Here is a 21,218-nt window from a genome sequence, read left to right as displayed (position 1 = left end):
AACGACGGATAATCTAATAAAATAAGGAGTGAAATGATGAGTAAAGTAAGGGAATGTAAAAAGATATGGTTTTTAGTTATGCTTTTTATGAGCATTATTTTTATGGGCAAAAGCGTAATGGCAGATGATTCAGTTGAAGTAACAGTAACTGTAGATAAAGATAATTATTATTCAAATGGTAATTATATGAGTAATATTAGTAAGTTAAACGGTGTATCATATGATGAAACTAAAAGAGAACTTACATTGAATAATTTTACAGGAGATAAGATATATATTTTTGTTAAAGATTCAAGTGTAAAGATATTTACACTTAGGATTTTAGGAAATAATACATTATCAAAAAAGATAAGTGGTAATAGTACATTAATATTTGTAAATCGAGATTATAGATTTGATGGACAACTAGATTTTTCTATTGTTGGTGATGGTTCATTAACACTTGATAAAGTAAAGGAAGATGGAAATGCATGCATAGATTGTATGGATACAGTAGGAATCACTTATGATGGACCTACTATGAATATTAAGAACTGTTCTACTGATAGTTCTGATAGTGTAGTAGGTGCGGATTATTTTACTATGAAATCAGGTACTATTAATATGGATATATATCCTCATTTACGAATGGTAGATGAAGTAGAAACATATTTTTATGGAAGCATAATAACAACATATAGTCGAATTGATATTTTAGCAGGTGAGATAAATGCATCATATAAAATGCCTGAAAACATGTCATCACAGGCTAATATGGATTTGGAAAAGGCAGTTGTTTTAAAAAGTCGTTTGGAAAAGCCCGTAATTAAGGGTAAGGTAAATATAAATGCTGATAGTAGGATTAAAGATAAAATTAAAATAAATTATGATAAAGAGATAATTTTTAGAATCAAAACAGAAAGGAAAACTGTAGTAAACCCAAATGAAATAGAAGGGTTGAAATGGGATCCTGATAGTATGACACTTACAATGGACGGATATGATGGAGAGGAGATGTGTATTGCTTCTAAGTATTATCATGAATCAGTAAAGGTTGTAATAAAAAATGAAAATAAAATACATAGTGGTTCGGGAACTATTGTTTCAGATGGTATGTTTACTATAGATGGTATAGATATTACTTTTACTGGTGATGGAAAATTAATATTAGATAGTAATGTGGTAAATGGTAGTTGTGTATTTGGACAAGAATACTGGAATAATTATAATGAACTTACTAAAGATGATAATAAAGAGAATTGTGTTATTGATGGTCCAATACTAAATATAAAAGGCTTTGGATATAGAGGATTAGTTTATTTTGATAATTTCATAATGAAATCGGGAAAACTAATAATGAATAATGATAGTAGTTCACGATTTGAAGAAATTAATGAAGAAAGAAAGAGTGTATCAGATTTTAGTTATGCAATTTTAGCAAGTAATAGTGTTGAGATTACTGGTGGAACAATAGTTATAAAGAATAGATATGATTTTTCAGATAAGTGGAGTAAGGTTATTTATTATTATCCAGCTATTGCAACACAAAACACAGAGGATGTTAATAATGCTATTAATGTAAGAGATTGTGTGATAGCATTTGTTGATTATAAAAATGGCATTAAAGGAAAAGAGTTTGGTTATTCATATATAGTGGATGAAGATGATCGTTATGAGTATATTCAAAAAGATTTAAGTAATAAAAATGTATTTTTATTATATGCAACAGATTATCGATATTTAGGTACAGTAGATATTAATAATTTTAGTTTGAATGGATTAAATAAAGAATACCTTTATATAGGAAAAGATATTAAGCCTAATGTAAAGGTTGGTGGACTTGTTGAAGGTGAAGATTATATAGTTAGATATAAAAACAATAAGAATCTTGGTAAGGCTAGTATAGTAATTACAGGTATTGGACTTTATCGTGGAACTATTGTAAAATCCTTTGAAATTGTAAAGAAATTATCCACAGATTCTGATGTGAATAAGAATGATAATTCAAATGGTAGAGCAAATGCTAACACATATAAGGATAAAAAATATGTTTATAGAATTCTTAAAAAAGCAAATGCTAAGAAATATGGAAAAGTTGAAATAATTGGTCTTAGAAAGAAGAATATTAAGACTGTAAAAATTCAGTCTGTTATCAAAATTAAAGGTAAAAAATATAAGGTTGTTTCAATAGGAAAGAAAGCATTTGCTAATAACAAGAAAATCAAAAAAGTGGTTATTGGAAAGTATGTTAGTAAGATAAAGAGTAAAGCTTTCTTTGGATGCAGTAGCATTAAGAATATTGTTATTAATTCTAAAAATATAAAGAGTATTGCTAAGAAGTCATTTGGTAAAGTTAAGAATGTAAAGGTAACTATTAAAAAGGGTGCGAAACATGAAAAGATATTAAGAAAACTAATTAAGAAAGTTTCTTTTAAATATGTTTAATAAGGAGTTTTATGATGTTTAAAAAAGGATTAATGATTATATTTTTGGGCTTGTTGATGCTATGTGGCATTAATGCAATACCTGAAACAGTATATGCAAGTGATGATTACGATATCACTGTTTTTATAGGAGGAAAGGAAGTCTCAGATTATTATGAAGAAGACAATATAAGTGTTAATGTTGATAATAGGGAAATAATTCTTAATGGATATGAAGGATGGGATATAGATATATATACGAATTTAGATAAAACATGTACATTTACCATTAGGGTTAATGGAAAAAACGAAATATATGGTGCTGGAGGTAATGCCATTTCTTGTGATAATGATATAGATTTGAAGATAGTTGGAAATGGTGTACTTAACTGTACAGGAAAAAGTACGAGTTATGATGTATCAGTAATATATGGTGCAAGAAATGTTGAAATAGATGGACCTACAATTAATTCAGATCTTTTTATGAGATTTTGTGAAATAATAGGAAAGTTTGTTTTAAAGAATGGAACACTTAATATAAAAAGTGAAATTAATATTAGTGATTATGAAAATAATGGAAAAAGACATGTTTTTACTAAGAATTTATTTGTGGCATTAGATAGTATAGAGTTAAATGATAACAAGGTAAATATATCTTATTATTACCCAGAAAAGTATACTGAAGATATGATTTTGACTAATGAAACTTCAACGGGATATAAAGAATATTATTATATGTTTTATACTTGTCATCATGAACCTGAAATTAATAGTAAAAATGTAACTGTTAATATTCCAGATAAGGTTAAGGACTTTATTCTTTTGAAAAAGGAAAATAAAGTTCAGTTTAGTTTTGTTAAGGAAGGAAAACTATATCAGACATATAATCCTAATGAAATAAAGGGACTGAGTTGGGATGATAAAAATAAAACTCTTACTATGAATGGTTATAATGGTAGTTGGATAGGAATAGGTTGTTATTCATATCATAATAATATTATTATTAACGTTAAGGGAAAAAATGTTATTAATGAAACAGAAATAGATTATTTCGCAAATGACCGTATATATCTTGCATTTGCATTTGGTGAGTATCAAAATTCACTTCACTTTGATCAGTGCGATGGAACAATTAAAGGCGATGGTGAATTAAAGATTATTTCTGGTAGCATTGGTAATAGAGAAACACGTGATTCATATTATTATTCCACTATACAAAGTATTGTAACAATAGATGGAGCTAGTGTTGTATTTGAAAAGATGCTTAATAACTCTTTTCATGTTGATGGATTTGTAATGAAATCCGGTAATGTAACTGTAAATTATAATAGGGATTATTCAAAATATGAACATGATAATAGTGTGTGGTTAGGCTCTGTTATTTATGCAAAAGAAAAAGGTGTAAAGATTAATGGTGGAACACTTGTGGTTTCATATGAAAAACTAGCTGATACAAACATTACTTATCACATTAATTCTATAATCCTAGAAAATGCTAATGAGGATTTTATAGGAAAGAATCAATATGAGCCTATTGATATAGATAATTGTTCTATTATCATTATTGGAATTGATAAAAATATGAATTTCGATAAGCCATTTTCATATAATATTGATTATTCTGATGATGAAATAGGTTATGAAGGTGATGACCTAAAGGTTAACATAGGAAGCAATGCTCATATTGTATATGCAAAAACTTCTAAAGATGTTTCACGTATTGATATAAATAGTTTTAAAGCAACTTTAGATTGTACTGAATATCTATATGATAGTAAAGCTAAGACTCCAAAGGTTAATGTAGCAGGATTAGTTGAAGGTATTAATTATACTGTAACCTATTCTAATAATATTAAGGTTGGAACTGGAGTTGCTATTGTTAAAGGTATAGGTTTTTATGATGGTACAATTAATCTTAGTTTTAATATAAAAGCTAATTCAAGTATTGCAAAGAAATATGGTCCAAAGAAGGGCAGTATTATTTCTGACAAGGTATTGAAATATAAGGTTGTTAGAGCAGCAAGTGAAGATGGAACAGTAATTGGAAAACTTAGTGTAATTGGTCTTAAAAAGAAAAATGCTAAGAAGATTACAATTAAACCAACTGTTAAGATTGGTGGTTTCGATTATAAAGTTGTAAGTATTAAAAATAAAGCTTTTTATAAGAGTAAGAAGTTAAAGAAGGTTGTTATTAAAGCTAAAAAACTTAAACTTGGAAAGAAGGTATTTGCTGAAAAGGGTGGTAAGAAGATTAAGATTTTTGTACCTAAGAAACTGAAGAAAAAATATAAGAAGTTATTTAAGAAATATAAGAATATTGTTGTGAAATAATATTATTATATATTGATTTACTTACAAGAAAATCTGTGGATGATTCCGCAGATTTTTTTGTGTTTAAATGGTCGCATTAGAGTTTACCATATTCCTCTTATATTAGTTTATTATTAAGACATAACAAAGAGTTGCAACGAAAAAGTTAAAAGAACAATATGAAAATTTAGTTTTAATGATAATTAAGGAGGAATAATTATGAGTAAGAACTTAACAGAGATAGTATATATCTTAGATAGGAGTGGATCAATGAGTGGACTTGAAAAGGATACAATTGGTGGTTTTAATTCAATGATGAAAAAGCAGAAGGCTACTGGTAAGGAAGCAGTTGTTTCTACAGTTTTGTTTGATGATGTTTGTGAAGTATTGCATAATAGAGTTGATATTAGTAAGGTTAAAAAGATGACAGAAGAAGAGTATTATGTTAGAGGGTGTACAGCTCTTCTTGATGCAGTTGGTGGGGCAATTCATCATATTGGAAGAATTCATAAACATATGATTGATGAAGAGAGACCTGAGAAGACTATATTTGTTATTACAACTGATGGTATGGAGAATGCTTCTCGTAAGTATTCATATGAAAAAGTTAGTAGAATGATTAAACGTAAGCAAGAAAAATATGGTTGGGAGTTTATATTTATTGGAGCAAATATTGATGCTATAAAAGAAGCAAATAGATTTGGGATTAGGAAAGATAGAGCTATTAATTATATAAATGACAGTGTTGGTATAGGTCACGTATATGGTTCAGTTTCAAAGGCTGTTTGCTCTGTTATGGAAGCTGGAAGTGTTAAAGAGGTGGAGAAGTGTATGAATGAAAGTGCTTGGGATGAAGAGGTTAGAAATGATTATAATATCAGAAATAAGAAAAGTCATAATTAAAACTTTTTGCATATAAATCGTATATACGATATAATATTTATGTTTCGGAGATATAAATATAGAAAGGTGTAAAAAAATGAAGGAATTTAAGAAGTTAAAATTATTTTTGCTGATGATATTAGTGACTATTGCTACATTGACAGGAACGCAAATAGTAAAAGCAGAAGAGGAAGATGATATTAAGTTTTACATAAGAAAATCTGATAATTTTAATAGAATAGCCGAATATACTGATCCAAGTAATGTTAAAGGACTTTCGTGGGACGAGGAACGTAATATTTTAACGATGGATAATTTCGAATGTACAGATATGGGTATTTATTCACATGGAAAACATAAAGATATTACAATCATCGTTAAAAATAATAATAAATTAACGAGTTTAAGGTATGGGGTTAAAATCTATAATTTAGATGTTAAATTAATTGGTGATGGTAGTATAAACATGACTAATGGATTTACAACAGCTGGAAATGAATATGAAGATGATTTTCTGGTAGATAATCGAGGGAGTGTTATTATTGATGGTCCGTATTTAAATATATATGATTCAAATATGATATTAGATGACTTTATATTAAAATCTGGTCATGTAGATATGCGGTGCTGCTGGTTAGAATTTAGAGGTTTTGGAATCCCTAATGAATTAAAAGAATTGCAGCGTGCCCCAGCAATACAAATATTTGATAAATTAGAAATTTCCGGAGGAAGCATTTACATAAATACAGGAGAAAGTCTTAATGAGTTTGATTATTATGATGCAGTTGAAATATATCCAGCTATAAGTTACTATGGTTATAAAGTTACTCCTAATGTATATATTGAAAATAGTACTTTTATTTTTGTGGACGCAGATGGTGATGAAGAAGGTTTGATAGGAAATTATAATTCTAGAAGTGACTATATTGATATGTCAAAATTTGAGAATATAATTTATGAGTATTACACCGATGAATCACAAATAAAAAGGATTTTAATTGATAAGTATGATGTAAAACTATCAGATAATAGCTTTAAATATAATGGTAAAGCTCATACTCCAAAAGTTAAATTAGGCGGATTGTTTGAAGGTGTGGATTATAAAGTTACATATGAAAATAACATAGAAGTAGGAAATGCTAAAATTCATATAAAAGGTATTGGCTTTTATACAGGTGAGAAAACAGTTGAGTTTGAAATTATTGAAGAAAAAATAACTAATGAAGCAAATAAAAACACAATTTCGACTGACCATACTTCTGATGAGCAAACATCGGATAAAAGAATTGTAAAGGATAAGAATTTTATTTATAAAATTCTTAAAGAATCTATAACCAAAAATAATTATGGTAAAGTTGAAGTGATAGGATTTACAAATAATAAAATAAAAAAATTGAAAATTAAAAACGTAATTAAATATAATGGAAAAAAATATAAGATTACATCAATTGGGAAAAATGTTTTCAAGAATAATAAAAAGTTTAGGTCTGTTACAATCGGAAAATATGTTACTAAGATTGGAAGTAAAGCATTTTATAATTGTAAGAAGTTAAGTAATGTCGTAATTAAATCAAATAAGTTAATAAAGATTGGTAAGAAAGCTTTCTTTAAGAAGGGTAAAGGTACAATAAAAATCAGTGCGCCAAACAAGAAAAAGAAGGCTTATAAGAAATTATTAAAATATGCTAGATGTAAAAAAATAGTGATGTAAATGTGGAGATTGAAGTTCTTTAAGGAAAGTGGTCAGTATTGGCCACTTCTTTTATGGTTAATGTATATTTGTTAATATTAATTTGCTAATATATGGTATAATGATAGAGAATTGATTTTATGGGTTAGTATATAATGTATGTTAAATAATGGAGGGTGTTATATGGACTATAAAGTAATTGATAAGGAGAGGTATTATAGAAAAGGTGTTTATGAACACTTTACAAAGGATTGTAAGTGCTCAACTTCGATGACTGCAAGGATTGATGTTACGGAGTTGGTGAAAAGATCAGAGTGTACAAATTCTAAGTTTTATGTTGATTTTCTTTATGTTTTAACGAAAGTTTTAAACTCAAGGGAAGATTATAGGATGGGATATATTTATGAAAAAGATGAACTTATATGTTATGATAAGGTGAATCCTACTCATTATGTTTTTCATGAGGATAGTGAAACTTGTACACCAGTTTATTCTGAGTATCATGAGGATTATAGAAGTTTTTATAAAGCGGTTATTGAGGATATTAAAAAAGCGAAAGAATCAAAATCATATAATCTAGATTCAGCAAATCATCCAAACAATTTTGAAGCATCTTACATATCATGGATAAGTTATGATTCGCTTAATTTAGAACTTCCGGATGGATACTTATATTTTGCACCAATAATTAATTGGGGAAGATATAGAGAAGAAGATGGGAAACTTGTAATGCCTGTAAGTGTTCGCATGAATCATGCGATAGCAGATGGATACTTAGTGGCTCTTGTGTTTAAATTATTAGAGCAGGAGATTGCTGAGTTTTGCAGGGGCTATGATAAGATGGAAGTTATTGATGGTAAATTTATCTTAAAGGATAGAGAAGATGGTTCAATGCTTTTATACTGCCAGGATATTAAAGATTTAAAGATTAATCCTGATACAAATGAGCATACGGAAGATAAATTTACAGTTTCGATATATACATTTAATGCAGAGAATGCAAATAAACTTAGGAATTCGTTAAGTGCAAGCAACTATGAAAGAGCTTTGTATGACAGGTTCTATGTAAATGGTAGTTCTGAAGACTGGTTTGATAGCACTGCATTTGCAAAATATTGCAGTGAGCATGATATTGAATATAAGTGTGATAGAAGAAATAATATATGGTTTAGACCATGTATTGATGATAATATTAGGGTAATTATGAATTACCTAAAAATCGTTGAAAAACTTGATGTTCCAGCGGTTTATCCTGATCCAAATTATGCACAGCCTGAAGATTCTTATTGGCCACTTTCAGTTGATTTAGATAGTAAGGTTGTTAAGGAAGTTCAGGGAGATATGGTTTGTCAGACATATGAAGGTGCGTATGATATATTGAAATTTAACGAAATCAGTAGATTTTATTTATAAGTTTATATTACCGAAATTAAGGAGTAATTATGGAGTCAAATGTAGATAAGGCGAGAGAGTTTGAAAGAGTTATAAATACATATGGCGATTTATTGATGCGAACGTGTTTTTTTATGCTTAAGAATAAGCAGGATGCAGAGGATGTTGTGCAGGAGACTTTTTTCAAATATATGACATCGGATTGCAGATATGATTCGGAAGAACATATTAAGGCTTGGCTTTTAAGAGTATCGCAGAATAAGTGTAAGAATTTGTTACGTTATAAGAGCATGCATTCACATATATCATATGCTGACATAGAGGAAGGATTTGTTTCTGTCACAGAGAGTTTTATTCCAGAAAGTGATTTAGAAGAGATTATTGAAATCGCAGATTTGGATTATAAATATAAGAGTGTTGTAATTCTTTATTATCTTGAAGACTACAATGCTGAAGAAGTGGCTGAAATTCTTGGCTTATCACCGGCAGCAGTTAGAAAGAGACTTCAAAGGGCTAGGGAGAAACTTAAAATTACTTATGAAAAAATTTATGTGGAAGGAGGCGAAATCTAATGAGTTTAAAAGAAGGTAAAGATAATTTAGCGTATAAAAATTATAAGATGTCTGATGATTTTAAAAGCAGAATGTTAAATAACTACATGGAAATGTTAAACAGTCAGAATACAGTAGATGGAAGTAGCGCTAAAGAAGTTCAAAATAACGTTCAAAATAGCGTGGAGTCTGAAGTTAATACTATGGATTCAAATATTGTAAGTTTTGATGAATTAGAGCAGAGAAGAAATATTAACTTGACGAAAGATAATAAGAAATCTTACGATGGCTTCATTAGAGTCGCTGTAGCTTCATTTGCTATAATCGCTTCCGTTGGTGCAGTTAAACTTGGTATGGATGCATATGGAAATAGAGATAAAGTAAACAAAAAGGTTGCAAAGGAAACTGAAAGAAAAACTTCTGTTTTTGGAAAATATGAAAAGTCAGATTCTGATGATATGACAATCACTGAAGGTGTGTCAAAAGAGTCAATAGAATCTATGAATGATGAAGAATTAAAGAAGTATCCAAAACTATATCCGGAGTGTTATGATGAGAACGGCAAGTTATTAGATGGATATGAATATCATACACTAAGTTTTGAATATGAAGGTCAGAAATATTCTAAAATTCTTGTAGGTAGAGATTTTATAGAGATGACTAATGAGGAATATGTTGCAAATTATAAGGAATCTATGTTGGGAGCTGAACCGTTTAACAAGGATGGATTTACGTATATTTATTATTTGCAAGGTAACAAATTTTTAAGAACATGTGCGAATTTAGAGTTCTCTACAGAGTGTTATGCTTATAAGGAAATAGAGGATATTAAAAAGATTAACGGTAAGGTTATGGTCTTTACAAAGGATCGTGGAGTATATGGTGATAGGGATAAAGATCCACTTCCAGAGGATGAGTTCTTTATGGATTTTAATATGAAGACTATTACAAAGTATGCTTTTATTGATGGTGAAGATACTGAATATAAATATATGTTAGATTCATCTTCTAGGTATGATTATGAAAAAGATGCTGAAGGTAATTCAAAGGGCATTTTGAATTTATATTTCATTGATGAAGAAAATACTTTATGGGTACTTGAAGATGTAGATGATTCAACTTTAAGATTAAAGGATGCTAGTATTACTTATACTTATAAAAAGGGTGAAAATTATAAAGAGTATGAACTAGCAAGGAATGTTAAGTTTGATGAAAAGAAAAGATTTGCTTCAAACGATATATATGTTGAACCTTTAGAAGGTTTTAGTGAAGATAATATCATAAAGAAAGATAAAGGCGTTAAATATAAAGGTATTGATTATTAGAAAAAGGCTGCAGCTTGCAGCTTTTTTTCTTTTGTCACACTTTTGCTTTCTTATGTGTATATATAGTAAAAGAGTAAGAATAAAGATTTATAGATGAGAGAAGATTTAATAAGCGGCCTCGAAGATTAAAGGAAAGGAGGCGAGTTATGTGAGTTTTAGAGAAGGAAAGGATAATTTAGCATATAGAAATTATAAGATGTCTGAAGAATTTAAGAAGAGAGTATTGGATGATTATAAGGAAATGCTAAATAATCCAGATGAGTTAAAGAAATTTGATGAAAAAATAGTAAACATAGATGCATATCGTAAACGCAGAGATGATTGTTTACCCATAGAAAAACAGGTACATAAAAAGATTGATTTATTTATAAAAATGGGAGTGGCTTCATTTGCTATAATTACTTCACTAGGAATTCTTAAGACTGGAGTTAACAATATTAATAATAAGGTGACGGTTAAGGTTGCTAATGATGATAAGTTTCTTGCTGGAGGTGAGAGATTAGAAGGGATAGATGAAAATGGCAAAGTTGAATTTGTAGGTGATTATGATGAAAGTAAATTTCCGGAATTATATCCAGAATGTTATGATAAGGATGGAAATCTTAAAACCGATGAAGGATATGAAATCCGAATTTTGAAAGATAAATTGATGGGGAGTAATAAGGTAAAAAAAGTTGTAGGTAGAGATTTTGTTGAAATTTCAAGAGAAGAATATGAACAAAATGATAAAGAAGGGAATGGAGTAGCTAGCTTTAATCCTGAACAAGGTTCATTTGTTTATTATCTACAAGGAAATAAGTTTTGCAGAACTGATTGCAATGAGTTTTTCAATACGGAAAAGTATTCGTTTATAGAGATAGATCAATTAAAAAAGAAAGATAAAAAAGTATATATATATCCTAAAAACCCAGGGAAATTTGAAAATCAAATTGATAATAATATTCCTGATGTAGAATATTTTTATGATTGTAATATGATTCCAATTATGAATTTAACAATAGATGTTGGAGGAGAAGTACAAGTTTTATATGTAAAAGATGTTGTTAATCAATTTGATAATTCAAATATAGATGAATATAGTAGCTCAAATATTTACCTTATAGATGATGAAGATTCATTATGGGCTTTAAAAGATGTGGATTATTCAGATTTGGGTTCGAAATTTTTAAATGATAAAGGATGTACATATATTTTAAAGGATGGCAAGAATTTTAAAACTGAAAAACTAGCAGAGCATGTTTGTGTTGATGAAGATATAGATTATAATGCAAGTTATTATGATAGCTCTAAGATGTATATTAAGAGTATAGATGGATTTAATGATACAAACGTATTAATGAGTGATGAAAAAATTTTATATAGAGGGAAGGACTATAAATAATTTAGGGATAGTTCATTTATGAAAAGAGACCGTGGTTTATGCTGCGGTCTTTTTTTGTTGTTTTGTAAAAAAATTGTCACCAGATGTCTACCTCAAGTGTATAATATATAACAAAACAAAATTAAGATTAAGAACGCGTACTTGATTAGATTGAAAAGCCAAAGGAGTGGGGATGAATAGTAGTGATAGAAAAGCCGATGTTGAATTAACAATAAATGAATTCGGTAATTTGATTTTTAAAACAAGCCTTCTTATTTTGAAGAATAAGCATGATGCAGAAGATGCAACTCAGGATGTGTTTTATAAATATATTGTTACAGATAATGATTTTGCAAATAAGGAACATAAGAAAGCTTGGCTTTTAAGAGTTTGTCATAATATTTGTAAAAACATGCTTAGATATAAAAAGATTCACACATATGTTGCTTATGATGAAATAGCTGAATGTATAGTTGGGAGCAGAGATATAGAAACTAAAGAAGCGGAAGAGATTATTAAATTAACTAATATGAGTTATGATTACAAAAGTGTTATTATACTTCATTATTTAGAAGGATATTCAGTTGAAGAAACAGCTAATATTCTAGAAATCACTCCGGCGGCTGTAAAAAAAAGATTACAGAGAGCCAGGGAAAAGTTGAAGATAACATATGATAGATTTTTCGGAGAGGGAGTGAAGTAGATATGAGTATTAAAGAGAATAGAAATAATGATGTTTATGACGTTTTAGGAATGTCTGATGATTTTAAAAGAGATTTAATTGATAATTGTTTTTATAAAATTGATTTATTAGAGAGAACTGGTGCAGAAGAAGTAGATGAGAAAAATTCAAATGTATGGGATGCTTCAAAGAGAATTAAGAGTAGAAAGCATAAGAGAGGTATTAAGTATTTTGTAAAAGGAGCGGTGGCTGTAGCAGCTGTTGGATGTTTGGCATTTTTTGTTTCTCTTGGAGTGAAATACTATAACAATGTGGAAGATAAAGATTATGAACAAAGTGTTCCATTAAAGAATGTTAACGAAACAGCCAAGTCAGAGTATGTTCACCGCTCAAATGTTAAAGGGCAAGATTTAGATCATTATGATGTTTTAGGTATTGATAGTATTCATAATGCTTTTGAAAGTACAGATAATGAATGGTATAAAGAATCTGTAGAAAAACAAAATGAACTTTATTATAACAATGGTGAAATTTTAGAGGATTATGAGGAACGTGAGTTTACTTATACAGATGAAAATGGAGATGAAAAAACTTGTAAGGTTGTAGGAAAAAGTTTTATTGTTATTTCTAAAAAAGAGGCGTTGAAGAATGCAAAGAATCATTTGGTTGCATTAAATTATATTTATAATAGTGGTTCTGATGATCAGGAGTTTGATTTTGATGAAAAAGAATTGACAAAAGAACAGAATGAATTTGCTGAGTATGAATATGTATATTATATTCAGAATAGTACTCTTTGCAGGTTGAAATTAACCAACAGAGTTGAAGTGTGGAAAGATAATTCATGTGATTACTATGAACTTCAAAAAGTTGGTAATCGTGTTTATACCATAACAAGTGGAATGAAGAGTTTCTTTGAACATAATTTTGAGGATGCTAATGTTATTAAACCAACTTGTATTGAAATTACAGATGAGGGTAATGAAAAATTTGAAGAGCTTATTGTATATCAAAAATACTTTGTAAATGACAATGGTAAGATAACTATGTACTATGTTGATATTAATGATAATTTATGTAAGATAGAGGATATTCATATTACAAATTATGCTGGTGAAAAAATTACTGGTAATGAATTATATAAAATCTTACAAGAAGGTGTTTCAAATTATATGGGATGTCCTTCACCTGTAGCGTATGAAACAACTATTTCTTCTGGAGGTTTAATAGAGGGAGTAGATAATAAAACTAACAAGTTAAAGGTTATATGTAATGAAAATGTTTATGGTGAAAAGAAGATTATGAAGCATCAAGATGATAGTTTTATTATTTACGAAAATGGAAAATAAATAGTGTATTGTGCTTTTATATACTTGTAGAACCTTACTTCATAAAGAATAATTTATAAAGAGGGGAAGAACAATTATAAAGAGGAATTGAACGATTTTTAAACATGAAAAGGAAAAGAACAGGAAAAAGGCTGTGGGTGACCACAGCTTTTTTTCGTGTTAAAATATGTGAAGATAAAAGCTGAAGATAAAATTTTTTTTGAAGGCGGTCACATTTGCTGCATACGAATCGTATATATAGTGAAAGGGTTAAAAAATACGTGTTTTTTTAATGAGTATTATAAAGGAGCAAGTATGGATAGTAGAGATAATGATTTAGAACAGACAATTGAAGAATATGGAAATCTTATATTTAAGACTTGTTTCCTGATGCTTAGAAATAAACATGATGCAGAGGATGCGGCACAGGAAACATTTTATAAATATATGATTAGTAATAGAGCATTTGATTCTAGTGAGCATAAGAAAGCTTGGTTGCTTAGAGTTTCCCAGAACAAATGTAAGGACATGCTTAGATATAAAAAGATTCATTCATATATATCTTATGAGGATGTAGAGGAGAACTTTGTAGGTCATCAGGATGTTGAAAGCGAGGATATTGAAGATATTTTAAAGGTTTCAAATTTATCATATGATTATAAAAGTGTTGTAGTCCTTTATTATTTTGAAGGTTATTCAGTTGAAGAGGTTGCTGATATTCTAAATATTAATTCAGCTACGGTTAGGAAGAGACTTCAAAGAGCAAGGCAAAAATTGAAAATAGCCATTGAAAATAATAGAGAGGAAGGAGATGTGCCTTATGAGTCTAGATAAAAATAATAAAGCATATGAAAATCTTGGAATGTCAGATTTTATGAAAAGCAGAATATATGATAGATGCATGGAAAGAGGAATGCAAGATCAGGAAGAAATGGTAGTGAACTCTTTTGGTACTTCTTCTGATGCTACTGAAAATCGTGATGTTACAACAATTGTTTTAGATTCATCCGATTTGGTTAGAGTAAGAAAAAAGAGCAGCAAATACGAGAAAATCATGAAATGTGTTGCTTCTATAATGGTTGTTGCAATTCTATCTTCGATGCTATTCTTCGGTAAAAAATATTTTAATGGTATAAATGATGAAAACGTTGCTCTTAAGAATGCTACTACTGAAAAGACAAAAGACGAAACAAAAAGTAATCTATTTGAATTTAATTATTATTATGATGAGAACGAACAAGAAGAGTATGAGAGAGTGTATCGTGAACAAATATCAAGTTTATATGGATTCCATAGTGAAGTAGCTAATAAAAACGGTGTAATAAATAATAACGATTATAAAAAATATATTGATGAATGCTATGATTCGAATGGAAAATTAAAAAAAGGATATGAAGAAAAAACTTTTGAATTGAAATCCAGTGACGAAAATGCTAAAAAAATCAAACTTGTAGGAAAGGATTTTATAGTTATTACTGCTGAAGATGCAAAAAAGAATATGGAAAGTGTTAAGGAAGAATTTTTAAGCGAAGTTGAAGATGGAGGCTTAGAAATAGCTAAAAGACTTTGTGATGAATATGGTAATAAGTTTGCTTCCTATGATTATGTATATTATCTTCAGGGAGACAATTTACTTAGAGTACGATTAAGCGAAAAACCTGAAACATGGATATATAATAGTTTGAGTCACAAATATGCAAGAAATAAGTATTCGTACAGTAAGTTTATTGGATTAAAAAAAGTTGATACTATTGTTATTGCATTTAGGCAGAAAATGACAATGAAAAAACAGGTTGGGGTAGAAGATAAATATTTTCAGGATTCAAATTTGATTCAAGGAAGTGTAATACAACTTATAGATAAGAAATCTGAAGAAGCTATTAAGAATATTAAATATCTATATATTTTACCAACATATGAAAAAGGAGAAAATATATTATATTACGTAGATACAAATTATAATTTATGGCGCATTAAAGATGTGAAGTTTTATAAAGAGAATGTAGAAGTGACTGCAGAAGGACTTTATGATGGAAAAGAATTTGTTGAGTATGATCATGAAAAAGAATGCAATGGACAAATTAAAACATCTTTTGGCGTTGATAAGGATTATAAAGCAGAAAAGATAGCGCAAAATGTTTATGTTGAGACTGAATCAAATGAAGAATTAGCACGTGAATATAATGATGGCTTTGTTTTAAAAGATAAGATAGAGGTATATAAAAAAGGTGATTTTAAGGTGCTTATAGAAGATGAACATGTTATTTATAAAGAGGTTAAAGAATAGAACATGAAATATTTATAAACGGAAAGGAACGAAAAAAGAGAGGAATAATAAAAGCTCATGTGTAGAATTTCTAACATATGAGCTTTTATAATGTATATTTTTAGTTATCTAATATTTCTGCAGTATTAGACGCAATTGCATCGATATCTAGGTTATAGAATAAATCATAGGCTGTATAAAAACTATCTACTTCAAAAACGAAACAACCGAGATTATGCTTATGAAGTGCTTTAACAATATCTTCAGAAATCAAATATGAATAACAGCCAAATCCCATATTTTCCTTGATGGCCCATTCGAAAGGTTTATAATCACCAAGTTCAGTCTGTGCTATGTTAGCTGATATGGATAGAAATGTGTAATTGGGTTTATAAATTGAATCTTTACTATTATATATTTTTCTCATGTTTATTAATAAGTCCGGTTTGAATGATATGAATTCTAAACGTGTATCAATGTTATAAGTATCAATTATGGTTGATAGGTCGAGTAAATCATCGTAAGATAATTGACCTTTTAATTCTATTACTGCAACCTTATCACTATTTTTAATTATTTCTAAATAATCATCAATTGTTGGTATGGTTTCATTAGGATATTCATCAACATTATTTGCATTTTTTATTTTATAATCTTTTATTTCATCATAGGTACAATCAGAAATTTTCAGATTAACACCATATGTTTTTTTCATTGTTTCATCATGATTTAAAACAAATACACCATCTTTTGTTCTATGAACATCACATTCGATTCCGTAAAAATCGTAATTACATGCTAACTTATAAGCTGCAATTGAATTTTCAGGAGCTTTAGTACTGTAACCTCTATGAGCAATTACCTTTTTCTTATTAGAATTAATTTTACAAACATTAACAATTATACTTGCATTTATGTTCTTATTAGCTTTTGAATAGCATGTTAATTTCGTTTGTCCTAGTTTAATTCCGTAAAGTAAGTTTTTAGTATCAATACTAGCAATTGTTGGATCTTCAATTTTAAATTCTAGTTCTGTGTTAGTAGCATTTTCTGGATAGATTTGTATTGGTAGATAAATGGAATTATTAACTCTAACATTTACAGTGGAATTTCCATTATCAATAACTATTCTTTGTGGAAGAACTACCTTATCGTCTTTCTCTTGATTAATTTCTTTTTTAGAATAGCCGACATAAATGGTAACTGTCCTTTTGATTTTCCATTTTTTATTCTTTTTTATATAAATCTTAAGTTCGCAAATTCCTTTTTTCTTAGACTTAAGGACATTGTATTTGCTAATAGATAGAATTCGTTTATTAGTTGATTTAAATTTTAGAGTTTTATTATTATATTTTTTGATTTCTATCTTTATGGATTGCTTTTTCTTTAATGAAATTTCAGTTGGAATCTTTTTGAAATTCTTATATTTATACGTTTTAATTGTAGCCTTTTTCGGATGGCTGGTTTTAATAGTTTGATGCATTACATTCTCAGCAAATGCATAAGTAGGCGTACTTATAGAAAGTATAAGTAGTAGACATAGTATAGTTTTTTCTAATCTTTTAAATTTCATATGCATATCCCCCTTGTGAAAAATACCTACCAACATTATAACATATGACAAATGTCATTTTAAGTAGTTACATACTTCACTAGTTTTGATTGTATGGGTGAGGTATTATAGGTATAACGAAGGAAAGATACATCGGTTTTGATGTACATAAGGATTATTAAACATGAAAGGATATAAATATGAGTGAAACAGTTTTAAAAATCAATAATTTAGTAAAAAGATATAAGGAGCTTATAGCTGTTGATAACTTCAATATGGAAATTAAGAAGGGCGAGATATTCGGATTACTTGGACCAAATGGTTCTGGTAAAACAACTACAATTAACTGTATCTTATCGTTACTACGATATGATAAGGGCGATATTGAAATCTTTGGTGAAAAAATGAGCCCAAAGAGAAATGATATAAAGAGAAGAATTGGTATTGTAAGCCAGAAAGTTGCAGTATTTGAAGAACTTACAGTATATGAAAATATTGATTATTTCTGTGGACTCTATATTAATGATAAGGCTAAGAGAAAGCAGTACGTAGAGGAAGCAATTGAATTTGTTAGCCTTGGGGATTTTAAAAAGTTTTATCCAAAGAAATTATCAGGTGGTTTGCTTAGAAGACTTAACATCGCTTGTGGAATTGCTCATAAGCCAGAACTTATTATTATGGATGAACCTACAGTTGCTGTAGATCCTCAAAGTAGAAATAATATCCTAGAGGGAATTGAAAAACTTAATGAACAGGGTGCAACTATTATTTACACTTCACACTACATGGAAGAAGTTGAACAGATTTGTTCAAGAATTCTTATTATGGATAGTGGAAAGGCCGTTGCTCTTGGAACTAAGGAAGAATTAAAGGGAAAGATTAAGAATACAGAAGTAATATATGTGGATATTAAGAAGATTGATGAAGAACACATTAAGAATCTTCTTAGTTACAATCATATTTACAGTGTGGCCCATGAAAATAATCAGCTTGTTATTAAGTGTAGCGGTGGTAAGCATAATATAACAAATGTAGTTGAATATTTATCAGATCATGATATTTCTTATGATCGAATTTATTCACAGCTTCCAACACTTAATGATGTGTTCTTGGAAATTACAGGTAAGGAACTTCGTGATGGAGAATAATAGTATCAAAATGATACTAAGATAATTAAGGAGAACGGATATGTTACTTAGATTGTTTTATTATAAATTAAAAGAAGGATTAAGGAATAAGGCATTCCTAGGTTGGAATTTAATATTCCCATTTTTACTTGGAACAGTTTTTTTCGCAGCCCTTGGTCATTTATATGATGAGGAATTAAACGAACCAATGAACATAGTCATTGAGAAGATGGATAATACAGAAGAACTTCACAAAGAATGGTTGAAAAAAACAATGCCAGAAGATCAGTTAAATTCAGACTATGTTAAAAGCATGCCAACGGCATATGACATGATGAATGATACATTATCAAAAATAGAATATGATGATGGAACAAAAATGTTTAACATTAAAAATGTTGATAAAAAGGAAGCAGAAAAGCTTTTAACTGATGATAAGATCGATGCAATCATTAATCCATATGATTATGAAAACATAAAAATGGAAATTAAGAAAAATGGTATTAAACAGAGTATTTTAACATCGATAGTTACTGCTTTTAGGGAAGGTATAGACATTAAGGAATACGTAAAAACCTCTGGTTTACAAGGAAATAATAAAGATCCATATATTCAGTATTTTTATAATATCCTTGCAATGATTAGTATAATGACTTCAAGTGGGGTAATGATAAGTGTAGTTAAGACTCAGGCAAATTATAGTGCAATAGGAATTAGAGTTGAATCATCACCAGTAAACAGAGTGGTTCAGTCATTGTGTTCAATGCTTGCAATGAGCTTCTTACAGGTAGTGATTTTAATATTATCAATTATATATTACGTATATATTCTTAAAGTTAATTTTGGATGTGGTATTCAGTATATTTTTATAACATCAATGTTTGCTGCATTTATGGGATGTTCCCTTGGATATATGGTAGCATGTGTAGGAAATGCATCTGAAAATGTTAAGAATGCAATATTAATTGGATTTGTAACAGGTGGTGGATTCTTAGCAGGACTTATGAAGGGGGATATGTATATTGTTATGGAAAAGAAGTTCCCATTAGTTAATAGAATTAACCCATCTTCAATTATCACAAATGCATTCTATACACTTAATATGTATGGAGCAAATGAAAAATATACAAGAACAATTGTAACAATGTTTACTTATTCAATTATATTTATAGCAATTGGAATGATTTTCAGAGGAAGGAGAGGCTATGCAAGTATTTAAAAAATTCTTTAGAGTGGCTTTAGCAGTTAAATCAAGACTTATTGTTGCCGTATGTATAGGCATTTTTATGATAATATTTTTAACTGGACAGTCAGATACAAGTACGACAGTAAAATTTGAAAGTACAAGCTTAAATATTGCAGTTATAGATGAAGATGACTCTGAAATATCAAGAGGTATTGTTGATTATTTAAAGAGTATTCATAATGTTGATGAAACAAAACATAGGGAAGATTTATATAAGGATCGTCTTTTCTATCAGGATATAGTTTCAAAAGTTGTAATTAATAAAGGTAGTGGAGAGAACATCTTAAACGGTAAGGATGCTAACATTACTAACTTATATAATGAATCAACTCCACTTGGTTTATTTGTAAATAACCAGATTAATGAGTATTTATCAATTGTTCAGAAAAAGATTAATGAAGGTAAGGACGTTAAGGTGGCTTTAGACGAGGCAAAGAAAGCCATGGACAGTACTAACTTTGTAAACATTAAGGAAGAAAAAACAGATGCTGAAGGATTTGCTATTTCATTTAATTTCCTCCCATATGTAGTTATGATTACACTCTTTTCAAGTGTATTATATGCAATGCTTGCATTTAATGAAAAAGAAGTTAAAAACAGAACTCTTGTTTCAGCAATAACACCTATAGAAAGAGGTCTTGGTTTAGTAATGGGATGTATCTGTTTATCAACATTAATCTATATAGTATTATTGGTAACATCTGTTTATTTTGGTTACAAACAGATACCTTCCACAAGGGCCTTAATACTTGAAGTTATTAACTTATTCATTTATACTATAGTTTGTAATATGGTAATATTTTTAGTAACTGTTTGTAGTGGAAAACTCAACGATGCTGTTATGGTTATAGCGAATGGTATTTCTCTTACATTTGCCTTTTTAGGAGGATCTTTTGTACCAGCAGAGTACTTAAGTGAATCAGTTAAGAGAGTTGGTAGATTTACACCTAATTATTGGTATAGTTCAGCTATTGATAGGATAGTGGATGGAGCTCCTATTTCTAGTGTTGCTCAAGCTTACCTTATGCAAATAGCAATTGGACTTGCATTCTTAGGTATTTCCCTTGCAGTTCTAAAGATTAAAAATGATCGAAGTTTAAATTAG

The 21,218-nt window shown here is 28.9% G+C and carries 16 protein-coding genes; 15 read left to right on the top strand and 1 reads right to left on the bottom strand.

The window, feature by feature from the left end:
• The first annotated feature begins 36 nt into the window (after positions 1-36).
• From B5D16_RS10480 to B5D16_RS10425, 12 genes are all read left to right on the top strand, one after another.
• Entirely contained in the window at positions 37-2,424 is a 2,388-nt protein-coding gene (locus tag B5D16_RS10480; protein WP_159444370.1) for a leucine-rich repeat protein, read from the top strand.
• Positions 2,425-2,438: 14 nt separating this feature from the next.
• Positions 2,439-4,733: a hypothetical protein gene (locus tag B5D16_RS10475; protein WP_078766938.1), complete on the top strand. Its 2,295-nt coding sequence runs from the start codon at positions 2,439-2,441 to the stop codon at positions 4,731-4,733.
• 198 nt (positions 4,734-4,931) lie between these two features.
• Positions 4,932-5,615, top strand: coding sequence for a vWA domain-containing protein (locus tag B5D16_RS10470; protein ID WP_078766937.1), 684 nt, complete (start codon positions 4,932-4,934; stop codon positions 5,613-5,615).
• Between the two features lie 76 nt (positions 5,616-5,691).
• Positions 5,692-7,305, top strand: coding sequence for a leucine-rich repeat protein (locus B5D16_RS10465; protein WP_078766936.1), 1,614 nt, complete (start codon positions 5,692-5,694; stop codon positions 7,303-7,305).
• Between the two features lie 162 nt (positions 7,306-7,467).
• Positions 7,468-8,697, top strand: coding sequence for a CatA-like O-acetyltransferase, family 3 (locus tag B5D16_RS12780; RefSeq protein ID WP_078766935.1), 1,230 nt, complete (start codon positions 7,468-7,470; stop codon positions 8,695-8,697).
• Positions 8,698-8,726: 29 nt separating this feature from the next.
• A complete protein-coding gene (locus tag B5D16_RS10455) occupies positions 8,727-9,248 on the top strand; it encodes an RNA polymerase sigma factor (protein ID WP_078766934.1) in 522 nt (173 codons plus the stop codon).
• Entirely contained in the window at positions 9,248-10,552 is a 1,305-nt protein-coding gene (locus B5D16_RS10450) for a hypothetical protein (protein ID WP_078766933.1), read from the top strand. The genes B5D16_RS10455 and B5D16_RS10450 overlap by 1 nt, the downstream gene beginning before the upstream one ends.
• Before the next feature lie 148 nt (positions 10,553-10,700).
• Positions 10,701-11,933 carry a hypothetical protein gene (locus B5D16_RS10445; RefSeq protein WP_078766932.1) on the top strand — a complete coding sequence of 411 codons (1,233 nt, stop codon included), beginning with the start codon at positions 10,701-10,703 and terminating at the stop codon, positions 11,931-11,933.
• Between the two features lie 172 nt (positions 11,934-12,105).
• Positions 12,106-12,615, top strand: coding sequence for an RNA polymerase sigma factor (locus tag B5D16_RS10440; protein WP_078766931.1), 510 nt, complete (start codon positions 12,106-12,108; stop codon positions 12,613-12,615).
• Between the two features lie 2 nt (positions 12,616-12,617).
• Positions 12,618-13,943, top strand: a complete 1,326-nt coding sequence (locus tag B5D16_RS10435) for a hypothetical protein (protein ID WP_078766930.1) — start codon at positions 12,618-12,620, stop codon at positions 13,941-13,943.
• A 294-nt stretch (positions 13,944-14,237) separates the two neighbouring features.
• Positions 14,238-14,756 (top strand): RNA polymerase sigma factor, encoded by a 519-nt coding sequence (locus B5D16_RS10430; RefSeq protein WP_078766929.1) that lies wholly within the window; start codon positions 14,238-14,240, stop codon positions 14,754-14,756.
• Positions 14,743-16,209 carry a hypothetical protein gene (locus tag B5D16_RS10425; RefSeq protein ID WP_078766928.1) on the top strand — a complete coding sequence of 489 codons (1,467 nt, stop codon included), beginning with the start codon at positions 14,743-14,745 and terminating at the stop codon, positions 16,207-16,209. Before B5D16_RS10430 ends, B5D16_RS10425 begins: the two co-directional genes overlap by 14 nt.
• Positions 16,210-16,309: 100 nt before the next feature.
• On the opposite strand, the gene B5D16_RS10420 is transcribed toward B5D16_RS10425, so the two are convergent.
• Complete coding sequence (locus B5D16_RS10420) at positions 16,310-17,761, bottom strand: glycerophosphodiester phosphodiesterase family protein (RefSeq protein WP_159444369.1); 1,452 nt, start codon at positions 17,759-17,761, stop codon at positions 16,310-16,312.
• 179 nt (positions 17,762-17,940) lie between these two features.
• Here B5D16_RS10420 and B5D16_RS10415 point away from each other — a divergent pair, with 179 nt between their 5' ends.
• The 3 genes from B5D16_RS10415 to B5D16_RS10405 are packed head-to-tail and all read left to right on the top strand — an operon-like array spanning position 17,941 to position 21,218.
• A complete protein-coding gene (locus B5D16_RS10415; protein WP_078766926.1) occupies positions 17,941-18,888 on the top strand; it encodes an ABC transporter ATP-binding protein in 948 nt (315 codons plus the stop codon).
• A gap of 40 nt (positions 18,889-18,928) precedes the next feature.
• The gene (locus B5D16_RS10410; RefSeq protein ID WP_078766925.1) at positions 18,929-20,086 is read left to right on the top strand and encodes an ABC transporter permease; all 1,158 of its coding nucleotides are present in this window, start codon (positions 18,929-18,931) and stop codon (positions 20,084-20,086) included.
• A complete protein-coding gene (locus tag B5D16_RS10405) occupies positions 20,073-21,218 on the top strand; it encodes an ABC transporter permease (RefSeq protein WP_078766924.1) in 1,146 nt (381 codons plus the stop codon). Before B5D16_RS10410 ends, B5D16_RS10405 begins: the two co-directional genes overlap by 14 nt.

This window comes from Eubacterium uniforme, assembly GCF_900167115.1.
Classification (GTDB): Bacteria; Bacillota; Clostridia; order Lachnospirales; family Lachnospiraceae; genus Eubacterium_S; species Eubacterium_S uniforme.
The sequence above is the reverse complement of the archived record's forward strand: the minus strand, read 5'-3'. Positions and strand labels throughout refer to the sequence as shown.

Excerpts from the sequence above, each read along its gene's own strand:
- B5D16_RS10480 (WP_159444370.1), top strand. The coding sequence starts at position 37 with ATGAGTAAAGTAAGGGAATGTAAAAAGATATGGTTTTTAGTTATGCTT.
- B5D16_RS10475 (WP_078766938.1), top strand. The coding sequence starts at position 2,439 with ATGTTTAAAAAAGGATTAATGATTATATTTTTGGGCTTGTTGATGCTA.
- B5D16_RS10470 (WP_078766937.1), top strand. The coding sequence starts at position 4,932 with ATGAGTAAGAACTTAACAGAGATAGTATATATCTTAGATAGGAGTGGA.
- B5D16_RS10465 (WP_078766936.1), top strand. The coding sequence starts at position 5,692 with ATGAAGGAATTTAAGAAGTTAAAATTATTTTTGCTGATGATATTAGTG.
- B5D16_RS12780 (WP_078766935.1), top strand. The coding sequence starts at position 7,468 with ATGGACTATAAAGTAATTGATAAGGAGAGGTATTATAGAAAAGGTGTT.
- B5D16_RS10455 (WP_078766934.1), top strand. The coding sequence starts at position 8,727 with ATGGAGTCAAATGTAGATAAGGCGAGAGAGTTTGAAAGAGTTATAAAT.
- B5D16_RS10450 (WP_078766933.1), top strand. The coding sequence starts at position 9,248 with ATGAGTTTAAAAGAAGGTAAAGATAATTTAGCGTATAAAAATTATAAG.
- B5D16_RS10440 (WP_078766931.1), top strand. The coding sequence starts at position 12,106 with ATGAATAGTAGTGATAGAAAAGCCGATGTTGAATTAACAATAAATGAA.
- B5D16_RS10435 (WP_078766930.1), top strand. The coding sequence starts at position 12,618 with ATGAGTATTAAAGAGAATAGAAATAATGATGTTTATGACGTTTTAGGA.
- B5D16_RS10430 (WP_078766929.1), top strand. The coding sequence starts at position 14,238 with ATGGATAGTAGAGATAATGATTTAGAACAGACAATTGAAGAATATGGA.
- B5D16_RS10425 (WP_078766928.1), top strand. The coding sequence starts at position 14,743 with ATGAGTCTAGATAAAAATAATAAAGCATATGAAAATCTTGGAATGTCA.
- B5D16_RS10420 (WP_159444369.1), bottom strand. The coding sequence starts at position 17,761 with ATGAAATTTAAAAGATTAGAAAAAACTATACTATGTCTACTACTTATA.
- B5D16_RS10415 (WP_078766926.1), top strand. The coding sequence starts at position 17,941 with ATGAGTGAAACAGTTTTAAAAATCAATAATTTAGTAAAAAGATATAAG.
- B5D16_RS10410 (WP_078766925.1), top strand. The coding sequence starts at position 18,929 with ATGTTACTTAGATTGTTTTATTATAAATTAAAAGAAGGATTAAGGAAT.
- B5D16_RS10405 (WP_078766924.1), top strand. The coding sequence starts at position 20,073 with ATGCAAGTATTTAAAAAATTCTTTAGAGTGGCTTTAGCAGTTAAATCA.